The organism is Novosphingobium profundi (assembly GCF_020524485.1).
Taxonomy (GTDB): Bacteria; Pseudomonadota; Alphaproteobacteria; order Sphingomonadales; family Sphingomonadaceae; genus Novosphingobium; species Novosphingobium profundi_A.
This window is the reverse complement of sequence record NZ_JAIVLF010000005.1, coordinates 102844-118241: the sequence shown is the minus strand read 5'-3', so window position 1 is coordinate 118241 and position 15398 is coordinate 102844. Positions and strand designations below refer to the sequence as shown.

The 15398-nt window shown below is 63.2% G+C and carries 12 protein-coding genes; 11 read left to right on the top strand and 1 reads right to left on the bottom strand.

Annotation, left to right across the window (positions count from 1 at the left end; translation table 11 throughout):
* The first annotated feature begins 3 nt into the window (after nucleotides 1-3).
* From nuoL to LC060_RS14390, 7 genes are read left to right on the top strand one after another with little or no spacing between them, the layout of a single operon-like run.
* Entirely contained in the window at nucleotides 4-2031 is a 2028-nt protein-coding gene (gene nuoL / locus LC060_RS14420) for an NADH-quinone oxidoreductase subunit L (RefSeq protein WP_226636753.1), read from the top strand.
* A gap of 4 nt (nucleotides 2032-2035) precedes the next feature.
* Nucleotides 2036-3571 carry an NADH-quinone oxidoreductase subunit M gene (locus tag LC060_RS14415; protein WP_226636751.1) on the top strand — a complete coding sequence of 512 codons (1536 nt, stop codon included), beginning with the start codon at nucleotides 2036-2038 and terminating at the stop codon, nucleotides 3569-3571.
* Nucleotides 3571-5034 (top strand): NADH-quinone oxidoreductase subunit NuoN, encoded by a 1464-nt coding sequence (gene nuoN, locus LC060_RS14410; RefSeq protein WP_226636749.1) that lies wholly within the window; start codon nucleotides 3571-3573, stop codon nucleotides 5032-5034. Before LC060_RS14415 ends, nuoN begins: the two co-directional genes overlap by 1 nt.
* 12 nt (nucleotides 5035-5046) lie before the next feature.
* Entirely contained in the window at nucleotides 5047-5769 is a 723-nt protein-coding gene (locus LC060_RS14405; protein ID WP_226636747.1) for a biotin--[acetyl-CoA-carboxylase] ligase, read from the top strand.
* 17 nt (nucleotides 5770-5786) lie between these two features.
* On the top strand, nucleotides 5787-6566 hold the full coding sequence (locus tag LC060_RS14400; RefSeq protein WP_226636745.1) for a type III pantothenate kinase: 780 nt from the start codon (nucleotides 5787-5789) through the stop codon (nucleotides 6564-6566).
* A complete protein-coding gene (locus tag LC060_RS14395; RefSeq protein WP_226636743.1) occupies nucleotides 6563-8191 on the top strand; it encodes a ribonuclease J in 1629 nt (542 codons plus the stop codon). The genes LC060_RS14400 and LC060_RS14395 overlap by 4 nt, the downstream gene beginning before the upstream one ends.
* A 60-nt stretch (nucleotides 8192-8251) precedes the next feature.
* On the top strand, nucleotides 8252-8542 hold the full coding sequence (locus LC060_RS14390; RefSeq protein WP_226637443.1) for a DUF1467 family protein: 291 nt from the start codon (nucleotides 8252-8254) through the stop codon (nucleotides 8540-8542).
* A gap of 46 nt (nucleotides 8543-8588) precedes the next feature.
* On the opposite strand, the gene LC060_RS14385 is transcribed toward LC060_RS14390, so the two are convergent.
* On the bottom strand, nucleotides 8589-11351 hold the full coding sequence (locus LC060_RS14385; protein ID WP_226636741.1) for an ATPase: 2763 nt from the start codon (nucleotides 11349-11351) through the stop codon (nucleotides 8589-8591).
* Between the two features lie 90 nt (nucleotides 11352-11441).
* On the opposite strand from LC060_RS14385, the gene LC060_RS14380 reads away from it, so the two are divergent.
* From LC060_RS14380 to LC060_RS14365, 4 genes are read left to right on the top strand one after another with little or no spacing between them, the layout of a single operon-like run.
* Nucleotides 11442-11723, top strand: a complete 282-nt coding sequence (locus LC060_RS14380; protein ID WP_413465123.1) for an Hpt domain-containing protein — start codon at nucleotides 11442-11444, stop codon at nucleotides 11721-11723.
* Nucleotides 11724-11780: 57 nt separating this feature from the next.
* A complete protein-coding gene (locus tag LC060_RS14375) occupies nucleotides 11781-12992 on the top strand; it encodes a hypothetical protein (protein WP_226636733.1) in 1212 nt (403 codons plus the stop codon).
* A gap of 35 nt (nucleotides 12993-13027) precedes the next feature.
* Nucleotides 13028-13999, top strand: a complete 972-nt coding sequence (locus tag LC060_RS14370) for a hypothetical protein (RefSeq protein WP_226636731.1) — start codon at nucleotides 13028-13030, stop codon at nucleotides 13997-13999.
* The gene (locus LC060_RS14365; RefSeq protein WP_226636729.1) at nucleotides 13989-15371 is read left to right on the top strand and encodes a sensor histidine kinase; all 1383 of its coding nucleotides are present in this window, start codon (nucleotides 13989-13991) and stop codon (nucleotides 15369-15371) included. Before LC060_RS14370 ends, LC060_RS14365 begins: the two co-directional genes overlap by 11 nt.
* Nucleotides 15372-15398 lie beyond the last annotated feature (27 nt).

Genomic DNA, 15398 nt, shown 5'->3' with positions numbered 1-15398 from the left:
GCCTTGCACCCGATCCTGATCATCGTATTCCTGCCGCTTCTGGCAGCGATCATCACTGGCCTTGGAAACAAGGATCTCGGTGGAATGCCGGCCAAAGTCATCACGACTGTGGGTCTGTTCATCTCCGCCGCCCTGTCCTGGTCGGTCTTCATCCCCTACCTCACCGGCTCGGCCGAGCCGACCGTGGTCCCGGTCCTGCACTGGGTCGCCTCGGGTAGCTTCGTTTTCGACTGGGCGCTGCGCGTCGACACGCTGACCGCGGTCATGCTGGTCGTCGTGACGTCGGTCTCCTCACTCGTGCACCTCTACTCGTGGGGGTACATGGACGACGAACCGGACAAGCCGCGCTTCTTCGCCTACCTCTCGCTCTTCACCTTCATGATGCTCATGCTGGTGACGGCCGACAACCTGGTGCAGATGTTCTTCGGTTGGGAAGGCGTGGGCCTCGCCTCGTACCTTCTCATCGGTTTCTACCTGCGCAAGCCTTCGGCTGGTGCCGCCGCCATCAAGGCCTTCGTCGTCAACCGCGTTGGTGACCTTGGCTTCATGCTCGGCATCTTTGCGACCTACATCGTCTTCGGTACCGTCTCGATCCCCGAGATCCTGGATGCGGTTCCGGGCATGGCGGGCTCGACCATCGGCTTCCTCGGCATGCGTGCCGATACGATGACGGTGATCACGCTGCTTCTGTTCGTGGGTGCGATGGGTAAGTCGGCGCAGCTGGGCCTCCACACCTGGCTCCCGGACGCGATGGAAGGCCCGACCCCGGTCTCGGCCCTCATCCACGCAGCGACCATGGTCACCGCCGGTGTCTTCATGTGCTGCCGTCTCTCGCCCATGTTCGAAGCCAGCGCGACGACGATGACGGTGATCACCTTCATCGGCGCGGCGACCTGCTTCTTCGCGGCAACTGTTGGCTGCACGCAGTGGGACATCAAGCGCGTGATCGCGTACTCGACCTGCTCGCAGCTCGGCTACATGTTCTTCGCCATCGGTGTCGGCGCGTTCGGTTCGGCGATGTTCCACCTCTTCACGCACGCCTTCTTCAAGGCCCTGCTGTTCCTTTGCGCCGGTTCGGTCATCCACGCGATGCACCACGAGCAGGACATGCGGTTCTACGGGGACCTTCGCAAGAAGATCCCGGTAACCTTCTGGGCCATGACGATGGGCACGCTGGCCATCACGGGCGTGGGTCTCTTCGGTGTCGGCTTTGCCGGGTACTACTCGAAGGACTCGATCATCGAAGCAGCTTTCGCAAGCGGCACCTCGATGGGCCTCTTCGCCTACTGGATGGGTATCGCCGCCGCGCTCATGACGAGCTTCTACTCGTGGCGCCTGGTGTTCCTCACCTTCTTCGGCAAGCCCCGTTGGGCCGGTTCGGAGCACATCCAGCACGCCGTCCATGATGCGCACGGCCATGGTCATGACGACCACGGCCACGCTGATCACGGCCACGCGCTCGAAGGCACCGGTGGTTACCACCCGCACGAGAGCCCGCTGGTCATGCTTCTGCCGCTGATCATCCTCTCGGTTGGCGCCGTGGTTGCCGGCTTCGCGTTCCAGCACTGGTTTGTCAGTGAAGGCACGGGTGAGTTCTGGCAGGGCGGTCTCGTCTTCCACGAGCACCTGATCCACGCGCTCCATGAAGTCTCGGGTATCTACAAGTACATGCCCTTTATCGTGATGCTGATCGGCCTGGTCATTGCCTGGTACGGTTACATCAAGAACACGTCGTTCCCCGCCAAGGTCGTGGAGCAGATCGGTCCGGTCTACACCTTCGTCTACCGCAAGTGGATGTTCGACGAACTTTACAATCTCGTGTTCATCAAGGGCGCCTTCGCTTTCGGCAAGCTGTTCTGGAAGGTGCTCGATATCGGGATTATCGACCGGTTCGGTCCGGACGGCGCGGCCTGGGTCGTGTCCAAGGGTTCGACCTACGCGCAGAAGGTCCAGTCGGGCTACCTGTACAGCTACGCTCTTGTCATGCTGCTGGGCCTTGTTGGCGCCATCAGCTGGGTGATCGCGGGATAAGATGATGAGTGGTTTTCCGATCCTCAGTCTGATGCTCCTGGTGCCGCTCGCGGCGGCACTGGTGTGTCTTTACCTTGATGCCAAGTCAGCGCGTGTCCTCGCGCTGGCGGCAACCCTGGCCAATCTGGCTCTTGGTGTTGTCCTTTGGCTTAACTTCGATGTGGGCGGTGCCCAGTGGCAGTTCCAGGAGAGCCATGAGCTCTTCGCGGGCTTCAAGTATGCCCTGGGTATCGATGGCATTGCGCTCCTCCTGATCATGCTCTCCGTCTTCCTCATGCCGGTCTGCATCGGCGCGAGCTGGAAGTCGGTCGAGAAGCGTGTGGGCGAGTACATGGCCGCCTTCCTGCTGGTCGAGATGCTCATGATCGGCGTGTTCGCCGCTCAGGATCTCTTCCTGTTCTACATCTTCTTTGAAGCCGGCCTGATCCCGATGTATCTGATCATCGGCATCTGGGGCGGTGCGGACCGTATCTACGCGTCCTACAAGTTCTTCCTCTACACGCTTCTCGGCTCGGTACTGATGCTGATCGCGATGCTGTGGATGGTGAACGTGTCGGGCACGACCGATATCCCGACCCTGATGGCCTACGATTTCGATCCGCAGGCGCAGACCTGGCTGTGGCTGGCCTTCTTCGCGAGCTTTGCCGTGAAGATGCCGATGTGGCCGGTGCACACCTGGCTTCCCGCAGCGCACGTTCAGGCGCCGACGGCAGGCTCGGTCATCCTGGCCGGTGTCCTTCTGAAGATGGGCGGCTACGGTTTCATCCGCTTCTCGCTTCCGATGTTCCCGGAAGCCTCGGCGCAGTTCGCGCCGCTGATCTGGGGCCTCTCCATGACCGCGGTTGTCGTCACTTCGCTCATCGCGCTGGTGCAGGACGACATGAAGAAGCTGATCGCCTACTCGTCGGTCGCGCATATGGCGATCGTCACCGTCGGTCTCTTCGCGTTCAACGCGCAGGGTCTTGAAGGATCGATGCTGGTCATGCTGAGCCACGGCCTGGTGTCGGGTGCGCTGTTCCTGTGCGTGGGCATCATCTATGATCGTCTCCACACCCGTGAGATCGCTCGCTACGGCGGTCTTGCCATCAACATGCCGCGTTACGCGCTGTTCTTCCTGCTGTTCACGATGGCTTCCATCGGTCTGCCGGGTACCAGCGGGTTCGTTGGCGAATTCCTGAGCCTTGCAGGCGCCTACCAGGTCTCGAGCTGGGTTGGCCTTATCTCCACCACCAGCATCATCCTGGGTGCGGCCTACATGCTCTACCTTTACCGCCGGGTGGTCTTTGGCCCCCAGAAGAACGCCGATGCCGCCGCCATGCCGGACCTGGACGCGCGTGAGATCCTGATGGTTGTCGCGCTTGCTATCCCGGTCCTGTGGATGGGCATCTACCCTGAGAGCTTCATGGCTCCGATGCGCGCCGACATTGCCGCGCTGGAAGCCCGGATTGCCCGTGCGGCGCCGGAGGGTGATGCCAAGCCGACGGCAGGCAATCCTAAGCCTGCGCACGAAGAAGTCTCTGCGCATGGGGGGGCACACTGATGGACTGGTCGCAGTCGCTGCGCCTGATCGCGCCTGAAGAAACAATCACCGTCGCAGGCCTGGTTCTGCTCCTTGTCGCCGCCTGGGGCGGGGACAAGGCGAGCCGCCTCATCTCGATCGTGTCGGTCGCCACGCTCGTCGCGGCTATGGCTCTTGTCGCTCCTGCCCTTTGCGGCGGGGCGATGGGGCCGGAAACCTCGGCCTTCTTCGGCCAGTTTCGCGCGGATGCCTTTGCCAGCTACGCCAAGATCCTGATCTACGGATCGGCCGCGGTCACGCTGGTTCTCGCGCCGAGCTACTTCGAACGCTACGATTCGATGCGTGCCGAATTCCCGCTGCTCGTGCTTTTCGCGACTGTGGGCATGGGCATGATGGTCTCGGCCGCCGATCTGCTGACGCTCTACATCGGTCTCGAGATGATGTCGCTCTCCTCCTACGTTCTGGCTGCCATCCTGCGCAGCGACGGACGTTCGGCGGAAGCGGGCCTCAAGTACTTCGTGCTGGGCGCTCTGGCCTCGGGCATCCTGCTCTTCGGCATGAGCCTGACCTACGGTTTCGCCGGGACCACTTCGTTCGCCGGCATTAACGCCAGCGTTTCGGAAGGTCTCTCGAACGGCGCACTGTTCGGCATCGTCTTCATGCTGGCGGGTCTGGCCTTCAAGATCAGCGCCGTGCCGTTCCACATGTGGACGCCGGACGTCTACGAAGGTGCACCGACCCCGGTAACCACCTTCTTCGCGACGGCGCCCAAGGTGGCGGGTCTCGGTCTCATCATGCGCGTTCTTCTGGATGCGTTCGGTGAGCAGGCAGCCGCCTGGCAGCAGATCATCCTCTTTGTCGCGCTGGCTTCGATCGTCGTGGGTGCCCTTGGCGCAATTGGTCAGAGCAACATCAAGCGTCTGATGGCCTACTCGTCGATCAACAACGTTGGCTTCATCCTTGTTGGCCTTGCCACGGCGACGCAGGCCGGTGCCTCGGGCATGCTGATCTACGTGACCATCTATGTTGCGATGTCGATTGCCGGTTTTACCGCGATCCTCATGCTCAAGGACGAGAACGGCAACTACGTGGAGGACATCCCCAAGCTGGCTGGCCTTTCGCGCACCCGTCCGGGCCTCGCCCTGGCGCTGGCGACCGTGATGTTCAGCCTTGCCGGTATCCCGCCGTTGTTCGGTTTCTGGGGCAAGTTCGTGGTCTTCCAGGCTGCGGTCCAGGCCGACATGCTCGCGCTGGCCTTCATCGGTATCGCAGCTTCGGTGATCGGCGCCTTCTACTACCTCAAGGTCGTCAAGGTCATGTACTTCGACGAGCCTGCCGATGTGGTGAAGGGTGAGAGCGACATCTGGCACAAGCTCATCCTCGTGGTGGCCTGTGCGTTCATCTCGCCGCTCGGTTACCTGCTGACCTCGTGGCTGGGCGAGACCGCCAATACGGCGACGACCGCTTTGTTCGCCGCTCTCTGATCCGGATCTGTCTTGATCCGGTATATTGAGGAAACCGGTTCGACCAACTTCGATTTGGTCGACCGGTTGAAGCGGGGCGATTACCCTCCCGAAGGCGACTGGCTGGTTACGGACCGCCAGTCGCAGGGAAGGGGCCGCTTGGGTCGCGACTGGTTCGATGGCTCGGGCAATTTCATGGGCTCGACAGTGGTCCATTGGGGCTCCGGCCAGCCCGCTCCGTCGACACTGGCGTTTGTCGTTGCGTTAGCCGTTCACGAAGCCGTGGGCGGCTTTCTGCCTTCCCGTGATGGTCTTGTCATCAAGTGGCCCAACGATCTCCTGCTCAACGGTGCCAAGCTGGCCGGCGTTCTCCTGGAAATGATCCAGGGACGCGTTGTTGTTGGTGTAGGGGTGAACTTATGCTCGGCTCCGGATTTGCCCGATAGGCCCGCAACGAGTTTGCGTGATCTGGGCGTGACGGTTGATCGTGACGCCTTTGCCGAGCGCCTTCAGGGGGCTTTCAGCCTCGAACTGGAGCGCTGGCGGGGGGCAGGGCTTGCTCCGGTGCTGCGGCGCTGGCAGACTGTGGCCCATCCAGAGGGGACGGTCCTTCGCGTTCATCCTCCCGGGGAAGAGCCTGTGTCGGGGCGTTTTGCTGGGCTGTCGCCGGAAGGGAGCCTTCGGCTGCGATGCGCGGATGAGACTGTTCGTGAGATCCACGCCGGCGATGTGTTTCTACCCGATATCCCGGGTTGAGTTAGAGGTTGCCTTTCATGCTGCTTGCGATTGATGCCGGGAACACGAATGTCGTGTTTGCGCTGTTCGAGGGCTCCGAGGTACGCGCAAGGTGGCGGATTGCTTCGGATGCGCGCCGGACGGGCGATGAATACGCCGTCTGGCTGATGCAGTTGCTCGACATTCATAAGGTGGATCGGGGTGCCATCGACAGCATCATCATTTCGACCGTGGTGCCGCGCGCGCTGCACAATCTCGAAGTGCTGTGCCGCCATTATTTCGATGTCGAGCCTCTCGTAGCGGGCGTCGGCAACGCTACTTACGACATCGAGATCGACGTGGATGAGCCCCGCACGCTGGGTGCCGACCGTGCGGTCAACGCGATCGGGGCCCATGCCAAGTACGAAGGAGACCTCATTGTCGTCGACTTCGGGACGGCGACAACCTTCGATGCGGTCGATTTCAATGGTGCCTACAAGGGCGGTATCATCGCGCCTGGCATTAACTTGTCCCTCGATGCGCTTGTAGGCAATACCGCCAAATTGCCGCGCATCGGCATTGCCGTACCCAGCTCGACGTCGGTCATCGGTCGCAATACTGAGGATCAGATGCTGATCGGCGTATTCTGGGGCTACGTTGCGATGATGGAAGGTCTGATCGCACGTATGCAGCGTCAGATTGGCCGTCCGGCGAAGGTCATCGCGACCGGAGGCCTCGCGGTGCTGTTCGACAAGGCAACCGACATTTTTGACGCCGTCGAAGCGAATCTGACGCTCGAGGGGCTGGCCATTCTTGCAGAGAGAGCATCGACCAAGTGATACCGGGTAAGGAACTGATCTTTTGTGCCCTCGGCGGCTCGGGGGAGATTGGCATGAACGTCAATCTCTACGGGTGTCAGGGCAAGTGGCTGATGGTCGATCTGGGCATGACCTTTGGCATGAATGAATATCCGGGGGTCGATCTTGTCTTTGCGGATCTGGAGTTCATTGAGTCCGAGCGGGAGAACCTGCTGGGCATCGTGCTGACCCACGCGCACGAGGATCATATCGGTGCGGTGCCCTATTTCGCACAGGATCTTGGTGTTCCCATCTACGCAACGCCTTTCACGGCCAAACTGGTCGCGGCGAAGCTGGAAGAGGCAGGAATTGCGGGCGAAGTCGAATTGATCGTGGTCCAGGACGAGGAGCCCTTCGACCTGGGGCCTTTCGGCATCCGCTATGTACCGCTCGCCCACTCGATTGCCGAAGGCAACGCGCTCGTGATCGATACGCCCTATGGCCGCATCTTCCACACGGGCGACTGGAAGCTGGACGAAGCCCCTCAGGTTGGTGTGCCTGCGACCGAGGAAGAGCTGCGCGCGATTGGCGAGGAGGGCGTACTTGCCCTCGTTTGCGATTCCACCAACGTGTTTAACCCCAAGGCTTCCGGTTCCGAAGGCGCTGTTTACGAGGGCCTGCTCCAGGAAGTTTCGCGGCACGAAGGGCGACGGGTCCTGGTTACGACGTTCGCCTCCAATGTGGCGCGCCTCCAGACCTTGGGCGCGATTGCCGTCAAGACGGGGCGCCAGCTCTGTGTCGCGGGGCGCTCACTTGACAGGATCATCGGGGTTGCCAAGTCTTGTGGCTATCTTCCTGATTTTCCTGAGGTTATCGATGCGGATGAGGCCATGGACCTGCCGCGCGACGACGTCCTGATCGTGGCCACGGGTGGGCAGGGCGAGGCGCGCGCAGCGCTGGCCCGCATCGCTGATGGCAACCATGCTATCAAGCTCGACAAGGGTGATGTCGTCCTCTTTTCGAGCCGTCAGATCCCAGGCAACGAAATCCCTATCGGTCGGATCCAGAACCGACTGGCCGAGGCCGGTGTCAAGGTCGTCACGGATCGTCAAAGCATGATCCACGTGTCGGGACATCCGGGCCGTCCTGAACTCGAAGCCTTGTACAGCTGGATCCGGCCCGAGGTCCTGATGCCGGTGCATGGTGAAGTGCGCCACATGAAGGAACAGGCTGCCTTTGGCCGGTCTTGCGGAATTCCCAAGGCCGTGTTCCAAAAGAATGGCGACCTTGTCCGCCTGGCTCCCGGGCATCCGGGCAAGTTCGGTGAAGTGCATTCCGGACGCCTGATCCTCGATGGCGACATCATTGCGCCCGCTGATGGCGAAGCGATGGCGATGCGTCGGCGCATTTCCTACCAGGGCGTGGTCTCGGTGGCTGCGACACTGGATGGAAAGGTCAAGGTCAGTGCCGTTGGCTTGCCGCTCGATGAGGACTACACCGATTTCGTGGCTGAGGCGGAGGAAGACGTCGCCAAGGCTTTGCAGCGCACGCGCAAGGCAACCCCTGAGGACCGCCATGAGGCGGTGCGCCTTGCGACCCGCCGCGCGGCGACGCGCTGGTCGGGGAAGAAGCCGCAGGTTCAGGTGCTGATCCTGGGTAACGACTGAACACCTCCGACCGACCCGCCATCATAGGGCGGGCGGCCGGGAGAGGAGACGATGACGCCGATGCAATGGACGTCCCTGATCGCGATTTTTGGTCTGTTCTGGGTTTTGAGCGCCTTCATTGTCCTTCCGATCGGCTTGCGCACGCCCGACGAGGTCGAAGGCCATGAGGTCCAGGCAGGCCATGCAGATTCCGCGCCGGTGAATTTCCGTCCCGGCAAGGTGGCCTTGCGGGCTACGATCCTTGCTGCGGTCCTTAGCGTCCTGTTCGCCCTTAACTGGTCCTATGGGTGGATCACGCGCGAGGATCTCAACTTCTACGGCGAGATGCCGAGCGAAGACCTGGGCTACTGAGGTCGGTATAAGCCGCGGCCTGATCGCGGCCGCGGCTTTTGCCTGCTCAGTTGCGCAGGCGTTCAATCGCTTGGGCGAGGGCTACGTAGAGCTTACCCATGTCCGAAGAGAGCAGCGTCACCCCCATAGCATTGCCATCGCGGGTCGAGAGGACCTGGCGAAGGAGCGATTCGAAGTCGTGGATGTACCGGCTCACGTGCTCACGAAAGGCGTCGTCGCTTTCGAAGGCCTGCTGGATCGCCTTGGCTTCACTCGAATCGATAAGGGTGACGGCGCGGCGTGTGAAAATACCGCGATCACCGCGCAGATAGGAGGCCCAGGCCGTGTCGGAGACCTCGCTTGACATGGCGGCGGCGATGTCGATGGCGTTGGAGTTGAGAGATTCCGTGATGAGTGCGGCGCGGCGGGCAAAGTCGTTGTTGACCTGCTCGCTTGCCCGTTCGCGGGCTTCGTCGAGCCGTGCTTCCAGGTTCCCGACCAGTTCGGTGACCTTTTCCATCTGCTCGCGCAGCTGGACCGTGGCCTCGCGGCTGACACCCGTTGCATGGGCCACGGCCTGCTCGAGCTGTCCCGAAATTTCGGCCGCGGTGGTCCGCATGGCCTTGTCGATGGCCTTGCCGCTTTCCTCACCCAGCGTCTGTGTGACGTTCTCGATGCGGGCGGGCGCGTTGGTTTCGATGTCGGAGATCGCCTCGTTGAGATTCTGGCGCAAATCGGAAATTGCCTGCGTCAATTCCCCGCGCGCATGATCGGCGTTCTGAAGCAACGTGCTTTCGATCTCGGTCAGGCTGCGCTGGAGGTGCTCCAGGCGCTGTGCGTGATCGTTGGTGCCCTCGGCGATGGCGGCCTGCGCCTCGATAAGGTGTTGGTGCAGCCTGTCCAGTGACGTTCCGGATTGCAGGATCGTCTCGGAAAGTGCCTGACCGCTCGTGGAGGAGTCGGCCAGCTTGCCGCGTACCTCGTTGATCGCGATGTCGATCCGGCCGAGTTGCTCTTCGGAATGGCTGAGTGCCTGGGGCAGTTCGTTCTGCGCCTGGCTGGCACTGGCGCGCAGGAGATCGAGCAGGCGCAGGCTGTCGTCCGTCAGCTTGGCAACGTCGCCATCCGCCGCCGAAAGCGAGGCGCGGCTTGCGGCAAGGTTTTCAGCCAGGCCGTGCAGCGATGTTGAAAGGCGTCCTTCGGCATCCGCGCTTTGCGTTGCGATGGAGCGAAGGCGCGCGTCGAACTGTTCGAGTTGCGAGGTCACGCTGCGCGCGCGTTCAGTCAGAGCTTCGGCCTGGTGGCGATGCCCTTCGAGCCTTTCGGCCACCGCGTTGTCGAGTTCGACCAGCATGTGCTCGATATGGGCCAGCGCATGACGCTCCTGTTCGAGCTGGCGCTGGTGGCGTTCGCTCGCCTCGCTGGCGAACTGGCCGTCGCGGTCCTTCAGACGTGCAAAGGCGGCGTCGGCCTGCGCGCAGACCTCGGAGAGTCGGTCGGTAAAGGTTGCGAGAACGGTCTGCTGAGCGGAAGAAATCCGGTCTTCGGTGCGGGCAGCATCCGTTCCAAGGGCCTCGATGCGCTGGGTGAGCTGATCGAGCGTGGTCTCGTGGGCGGCGACAAGAAGGTCGTGCGCGGTCTCTTGCTCGGCCTTGAGTGTCTCGAAGCTTTCCTGAACGGTGCGGGTGGCCTGGCCTTGGGCATCCGTGATGCTGCGACCGACCACGCCGCATTCCTCGCGAAGCGCGGAAAGACGCGCGCGCAGCGAGGTGAGGGTGGCTGCCTCGCTCTCGTCAAGTTGTTCGCGGGTCTGGTGAAGCTCGCTTTGCAGGGCGGCCGAGCGGGTGCGGATCGCCGCGAGCGCGTCGGTCTCGTGGCGCTCAAGCTCGCTCCGGAATTCCTGTCCCTTCTCGGCCAAGGCCTCGAAGCGCTGGCGGGCAAGGACTTCCAGATCCTCGCACTGACCGGCGAACTGGGCGAGCGCTGCATCGACTGCAGTGCGCACGGAGGCAATCTGCCGTTCGTTCGCCTGTCCGAATTCGTTCAGGCGATGGAATCCGGCGATCATGTCCTCGATCTGGGAGCGCGCCGTTCGCCCGGCGTTGCCGATGTTGCTGGTCACATCCTTGGCCGAGCTGGCGATCACGGGAAGCTGGCCGCGCAGCTTCTCCATGTTGTCGAGGGCCGTGGTACTGACCGAGCCGATGGTCTCGAGGCGTTCGCCGTTCTCTTCGATGAGTTCCTGCAGTCTCTGCGCGTTGCCGGACAGGCGCTCCGACGCCACGCGGCCCAGTGATTCCAGATCGCGCGACTGGGCCGCGACGAACTCGCGGGCAAGGCTCAGTTCCCGATTGACGCTGAGGAGGCGGCGTTCGAGGCGCTCGCTTTCGAGCGAAAGGGTGCTGGCAATGTCGCCGAAGCGCTTGCCCTCACGTGTGGAATGGCGAAGGGCGAGCAGCCAAATGACGCCGATCAGTAGCGGGGGGACACACCACTGGCTGATGAGGGCGGGAACCGCGGCGAGGGTGAAGTCCGCCTGGAAATAGGTCCAGTGCGCGGCGAGGAAGAGACCGCTCCACGCGAGGAGAGCGAAGCCCGCCAGGGCCGGGGCGATCCAGCTTCTGGGATGCCGTGCATCGCTGCTTTCGCTCGTCGCTTCGCCGCTGCCGATCCAGGCATCGTCCCAATCCGAAGCGGCCGGGGCGCCCTCCGTATCGCTGGAGGGCGCAAGCGCATCGCGCAGCCGGGTTGGGTCGTCGGCCTTGGCCTGCGTGGCGCTGTCCTCGGTGGAGGCCCCGCCGAACGATATGATCCTGCTATCTCCAGACATCGCTCTACGATACCACGCCGGGGGGCTCAGGAAACCCCGGATTAAGACTTGGTTCGGTAATCTGGGGATATGGAGTATGAGACAGGAGCCTTGGAAGCAACGTTCGCAGCGGCGGCGGGAGGGGATCCTGAGCTGCTGGCACAGTTGCGCCAGTCCTATCGAGAAAGTGTATCGCGTCAGGTGGATCTCCTGGCGCGGTCCCGGTGCGACGGGAATTGGACGCTCGCGGCAACCCGTTTGCAGGGGCTTGCTGCAAGTTTTCATTCCGGTGAGCTGCACGTTCTGGCGCTCGAGGCGCTGGATGCAGCTCCGGGTGAGCCAGCGGTCCTGCGGCGTCTACGTGACTATTTGCAGCGTTTTCCCGATTCGTAATGCCGCCTGACGCTTGGCACCGGGCGGTACCGGGCCTAGAAGGACGCCCTCGGTGGAGTGAGTGTTCTGCGCATAGCCTTGTTATCGATGACGGAGCCAACCGGTGCCGGCCAGACCCCGCCGCGCGCCGGTCTGCGGGTGGCTGGAGCAAGTCTGGCGAGGCACCAGCTTGGCCTTGTTCTTGCCTTGAAGTGCCATCGCATCGTGTGCCTTGCTGCAGGCGGTTCGTCGGAGGTCCAGGATCTGGAGCGCGCTGCCCAGGATGCAGGCGTGCAGTTCAGGATCGTTTCCGGGCCGCATGACGTACCCGCCCAGGTAGGGGAAGCCGACGAACTGTTCGTCATCACCGACGGCTTGTTCGTTGATCCGGACGTGGCTCTCCCGCTTCTGGATGACATTCGCAGCTGCGTTCTGGTGCAGCCTGTCGAAGGCGCCCGGACCGCCGGATACGAACGGATCGACCTCAATCGTTGCGCCGCGGGGCTGATGCGATTGCCGGGAGGCGTAGTGGAAAGATTGCGCGAAGTGCCCGAGGAAAGTGATACGATCTCGATCCTGACGCGCCTTGCCCTGCAAGCCGGTACGCCCATGCGCGATGTGCCGGCCGCTGTGTGCGGAGGTGCGAACTGGCGGCTTGTCACCTGTGAAGCCGATGCGATCGGCCTGGAGGAGGAGTGGCTGCACCGGCATTTTACGGCCAGTCGCGGACAGTCTCCGGGCAGGCTCCTGGCCCAGTATGGTGCGGTCGCGTTCGGAGCGACGTTGCTTCAGGTCGGCCGTGCGAGCAACGTCGTCAGTGCAGCGGCGCTGGTCCTTCTCGCACTGGGTGGCCTGCTGGGATGGTTCGGCTTGCCGGGAGCGGGCTTTTTCGTGGCCGGACTGGCCTGGATAATCATCGAGGGCGGGCGCAAGGTGCGGGCCGCCGAGCGCAGGCCGCTGGGCGAAGCTGTTCCGGCGATCGAGCGGGCGGACGCGATGGTCTGGCTGGTCGATGTTGTCTTGGCCGGTCTCGTTCTGCTTGCGGCCGAGCGTCTGCCGGGCCAAGACGTCCTGCACTGGCTCTATGCGCCGCTGTCGCTTTTCCTCGTCATTTCTCTGGCGCCACGGATCCTGGGGGGATGGGCCGGTGCTCTCATCAGTGACCGTGCCGTGCTGGCCTTGCTCCTCGCCCTGGGCGCGACCTTTGGACAGGTTCTCGGCGTCGTCCAGGTCCTTGCCCTGTCTATTCTCGTGGCCGAACTTGTCCTGGCAAAACGGACGGGAGTATAACCTCGATTTAACCAAGGCCGGTTTAGGCACATGGCATGAACGACCAGGCAGCCTTCAGGGATGGGGCCCGTCAGCTGGAAAGCATGATGGGTGAGGAACTTGCGCGAGGCGATGCCTCGGCGCAAACGATGTTGCCCATTCTCAGGCACCTCATAAGTGCCCAGGATAACTCGGTTTTCAGCGATGAGATCCTTGCACGTGTTCGCGGCATGGTGGGAGATCTGGCGGGCCAGCTCATGGCTGCGCTCACGTCCTGCCGAAGCGATCCTGACGCGCTGGCGGATGACGGATCGCAGACGGCCCTTCTGGGGCAGGCTCTCATCGATAATCCGCAGTTGCTTACGCACCTGCACGGGCTCGCGCTCGAATGGCAGCTGACCGAACGCCTCCAGGCACGCCATGCTCTCGACCCCGTCGTACCGCCCCTGCTTCAGGCCCTGATCTCCTCGAACGACCCGGAAACTCAAGACACGGCCATGCGCTTCCTCGCCGCGCAGGCGCGGTGGGGGCAGGCGCAGCGGCGCATGCGATTGCCGCTTACCGAACTTCCGGGCGAGCTTCTTCATGCCACATTGATGACCCTGGTCCAGCTGGACGGGGAGAATCCGCGCTGGACTGCGGACTGCGAGCGGGCGGCTGCTGAAGTGCGGGCGCGCTTCGATGAAGGGGCGTCCCGTATCGGGCTGGCCGCGCAGCTGATCCTGGCCCTGGGCGGGGGTGCGCACGCGGCCCTGTCCGTCTGCAGCGCGGGACTGGCCCTTTTCCTGAGTGCCCTTGGTATCGCCTCGGGACAGGAGCGCGATCACGTTATCTTCTCGACACACGAGGGGCAGATGGCGCGACTGGCCCTCTCGCTTCGGGCCGCCGGGCTGAAAACCGGGGCAATCGAGCAGGAGTTTCTGGCCCTGCATCCCGATGTCCTGCTTCCCGAAGGCTTTGGCAGCATCGGTGCGGATCGCGCGGCGGCCATTCTCAATTCGGTTGGGGCGCGCGCCGATGCGTTCTGACGGGACCATCCTCGCGCGCGGGCAAAGCGATGCCCAGGATTGCCTGCTGAGCGCTGATGAGCCGCTGGCTGGTTTGCACCTTCGTTGCGGCGGACAGCTGCCGGGGCCCATCGCCGTTCCCGAATTGATGGAACTGGTGCGTAAGGCCAGGCGCTATGGCTTTCGGCTCGCCCGCGCCGTGTCCGCGCATGATGGCGGAGAGGTCGTCACGGCCTGGGTGGAAGCCGAACCGCGCGACGGTGGGCAGGGCTGCGAGATCCGAATTCGCAATTGGCGCAGCGCCCCCCAGCCTGCCGAGGATTCCACGGCGAGCGAGGCACGGCGAGCCGCGACCGACCGCCACCTGGCCGAGCTGACCGCGCGCCTGGACGCGGGGCAGCGTATTCTTGCTGTGGAGACGGAAAGCGCGGAATTGCGCGAGCTTGCCGCGGCCATGGAAAACGGCATTGGACGGCTCTGGACTGATTTCCTGCCCCCCGAAAATGTCACCCACCATCAACCGCTGCACTGGCGGCTGCTCGATGGCAGCCGGGTGATCGTGCCAGCCTCCTCGCGCCCGTTTCAGGTGCGCCTGCTCCCCGCGATGCAGCCGGGCTTTGATCCGGCGGGCTTCGAACTCCTGCTGCTTTCGGATGTTCCGGCTCCCACGGCAGCGGCTTCGGTGGGAGGCGCGGCGCTGCCGAGCAATCGGCGGGGGTTGGTCGGGCAGGAACTGGCCCCGGTTCTGCGCCAGCCCATCGCCCGTATCATTGCCAATGCCGAAACCATTCGCACGCGCATGGCCGGCCCCTTGCCCGATGCCTATGCGGGCTATGCCAGTGAAATTTCGAGCGCCGGGCAGCTTCTGCTCGACCTGCTCGACGATCTTTCGGACCTGGAAGTTGTCGAGTCCCGCGATTTCCAGACCGCGCCCGATCAGATTGACCTAGGCGAAGTCTCGCGCCAGGCGGCGGGCATCCTCAATGTGCGGGCCCGGGAAAAGAGTATCGCGCTGATCGCACCCGAGCCCGGCGAGACATTGCCGGCCATCGCGGAATTTCGGCGGGTTCTTCAGGTTCTTCTGAACCTCATCGGCAATGCGATCCGCTATTCCCCGGAAGGTTCGCAGATTTGGATACGTCTGGAAGGCGAGGGGGCGAACGCACGGGTTATAGTGGCCGACGAGGGGCCAGGTATCTCGCCCGAGCAGCAGGCGCGCGTATTCGACAAGTTCGAGCGTCTCGGGCGCGTGGGCGATGGTGGATCGGGCCTTGGCCTGTTTATCTCACGCCGCCTCGCCCGGGCGATGGGCGGCGATCTCACGGTCGAGAGCGAACCGGGGCGGGGGGCGCGCTTCATTCTGACCGTGCCCGCAGATCCGGACGCGCCCTGACGGCGCTGCCGCACGAGGTGGCGCTGA

Bases quoted from the DNA above. Each gene is read 5' to 3' on its own strand.
- LC060_RS14415 (WP_226636751.1), top strand. From the start codon at position 2,036: ATGAGTGGTTTTCCGATCCTCAGTCTGATGCTCCTGGTGCCGCTCGCG.
- nuoN (WP_226636749.1), top strand. From the start codon at position 3,571: ATGGACTGGTCGCAGTCGCTGCGCCTGATCGCGCCTGAAGAAACAATC.
- LC060_RS14400 (WP_226636745.1), top strand. From the start codon at position 5,787: ATGCTGCTTGCGATTGATGCCGGGAACACGAATGTCGTGTTTGCGCTG.
- LC060_RS14390 (WP_226637443.1), top strand. From the start codon at position 8,252: ATGCAATGGACGTCCCTGATCGCGATTTTTGGTCTGTTCTGGGTTTTG.
- LC060_RS14385 (WP_226636741.1), bottom strand. From the start codon at position 11,351: ATGTCTGGAGATAGCAGGATCATATCGTTCGGCGGGGCCTCCACCGAG.
- LC060_RS14370 (WP_226636731.1), top strand. From the start codon at position 13,028: ATGAACGACCAGGCAGCCTTCAGGGATGGGGCCCGTCAGCTGGAAAGC.
- LC060_RS14365 (WP_226636729.1), top strand. From the start codon at position 13,989: ATGCGTTCTGACGGGACCATCCTCGCGCGCGGGCAAAGCGATGCCCAG.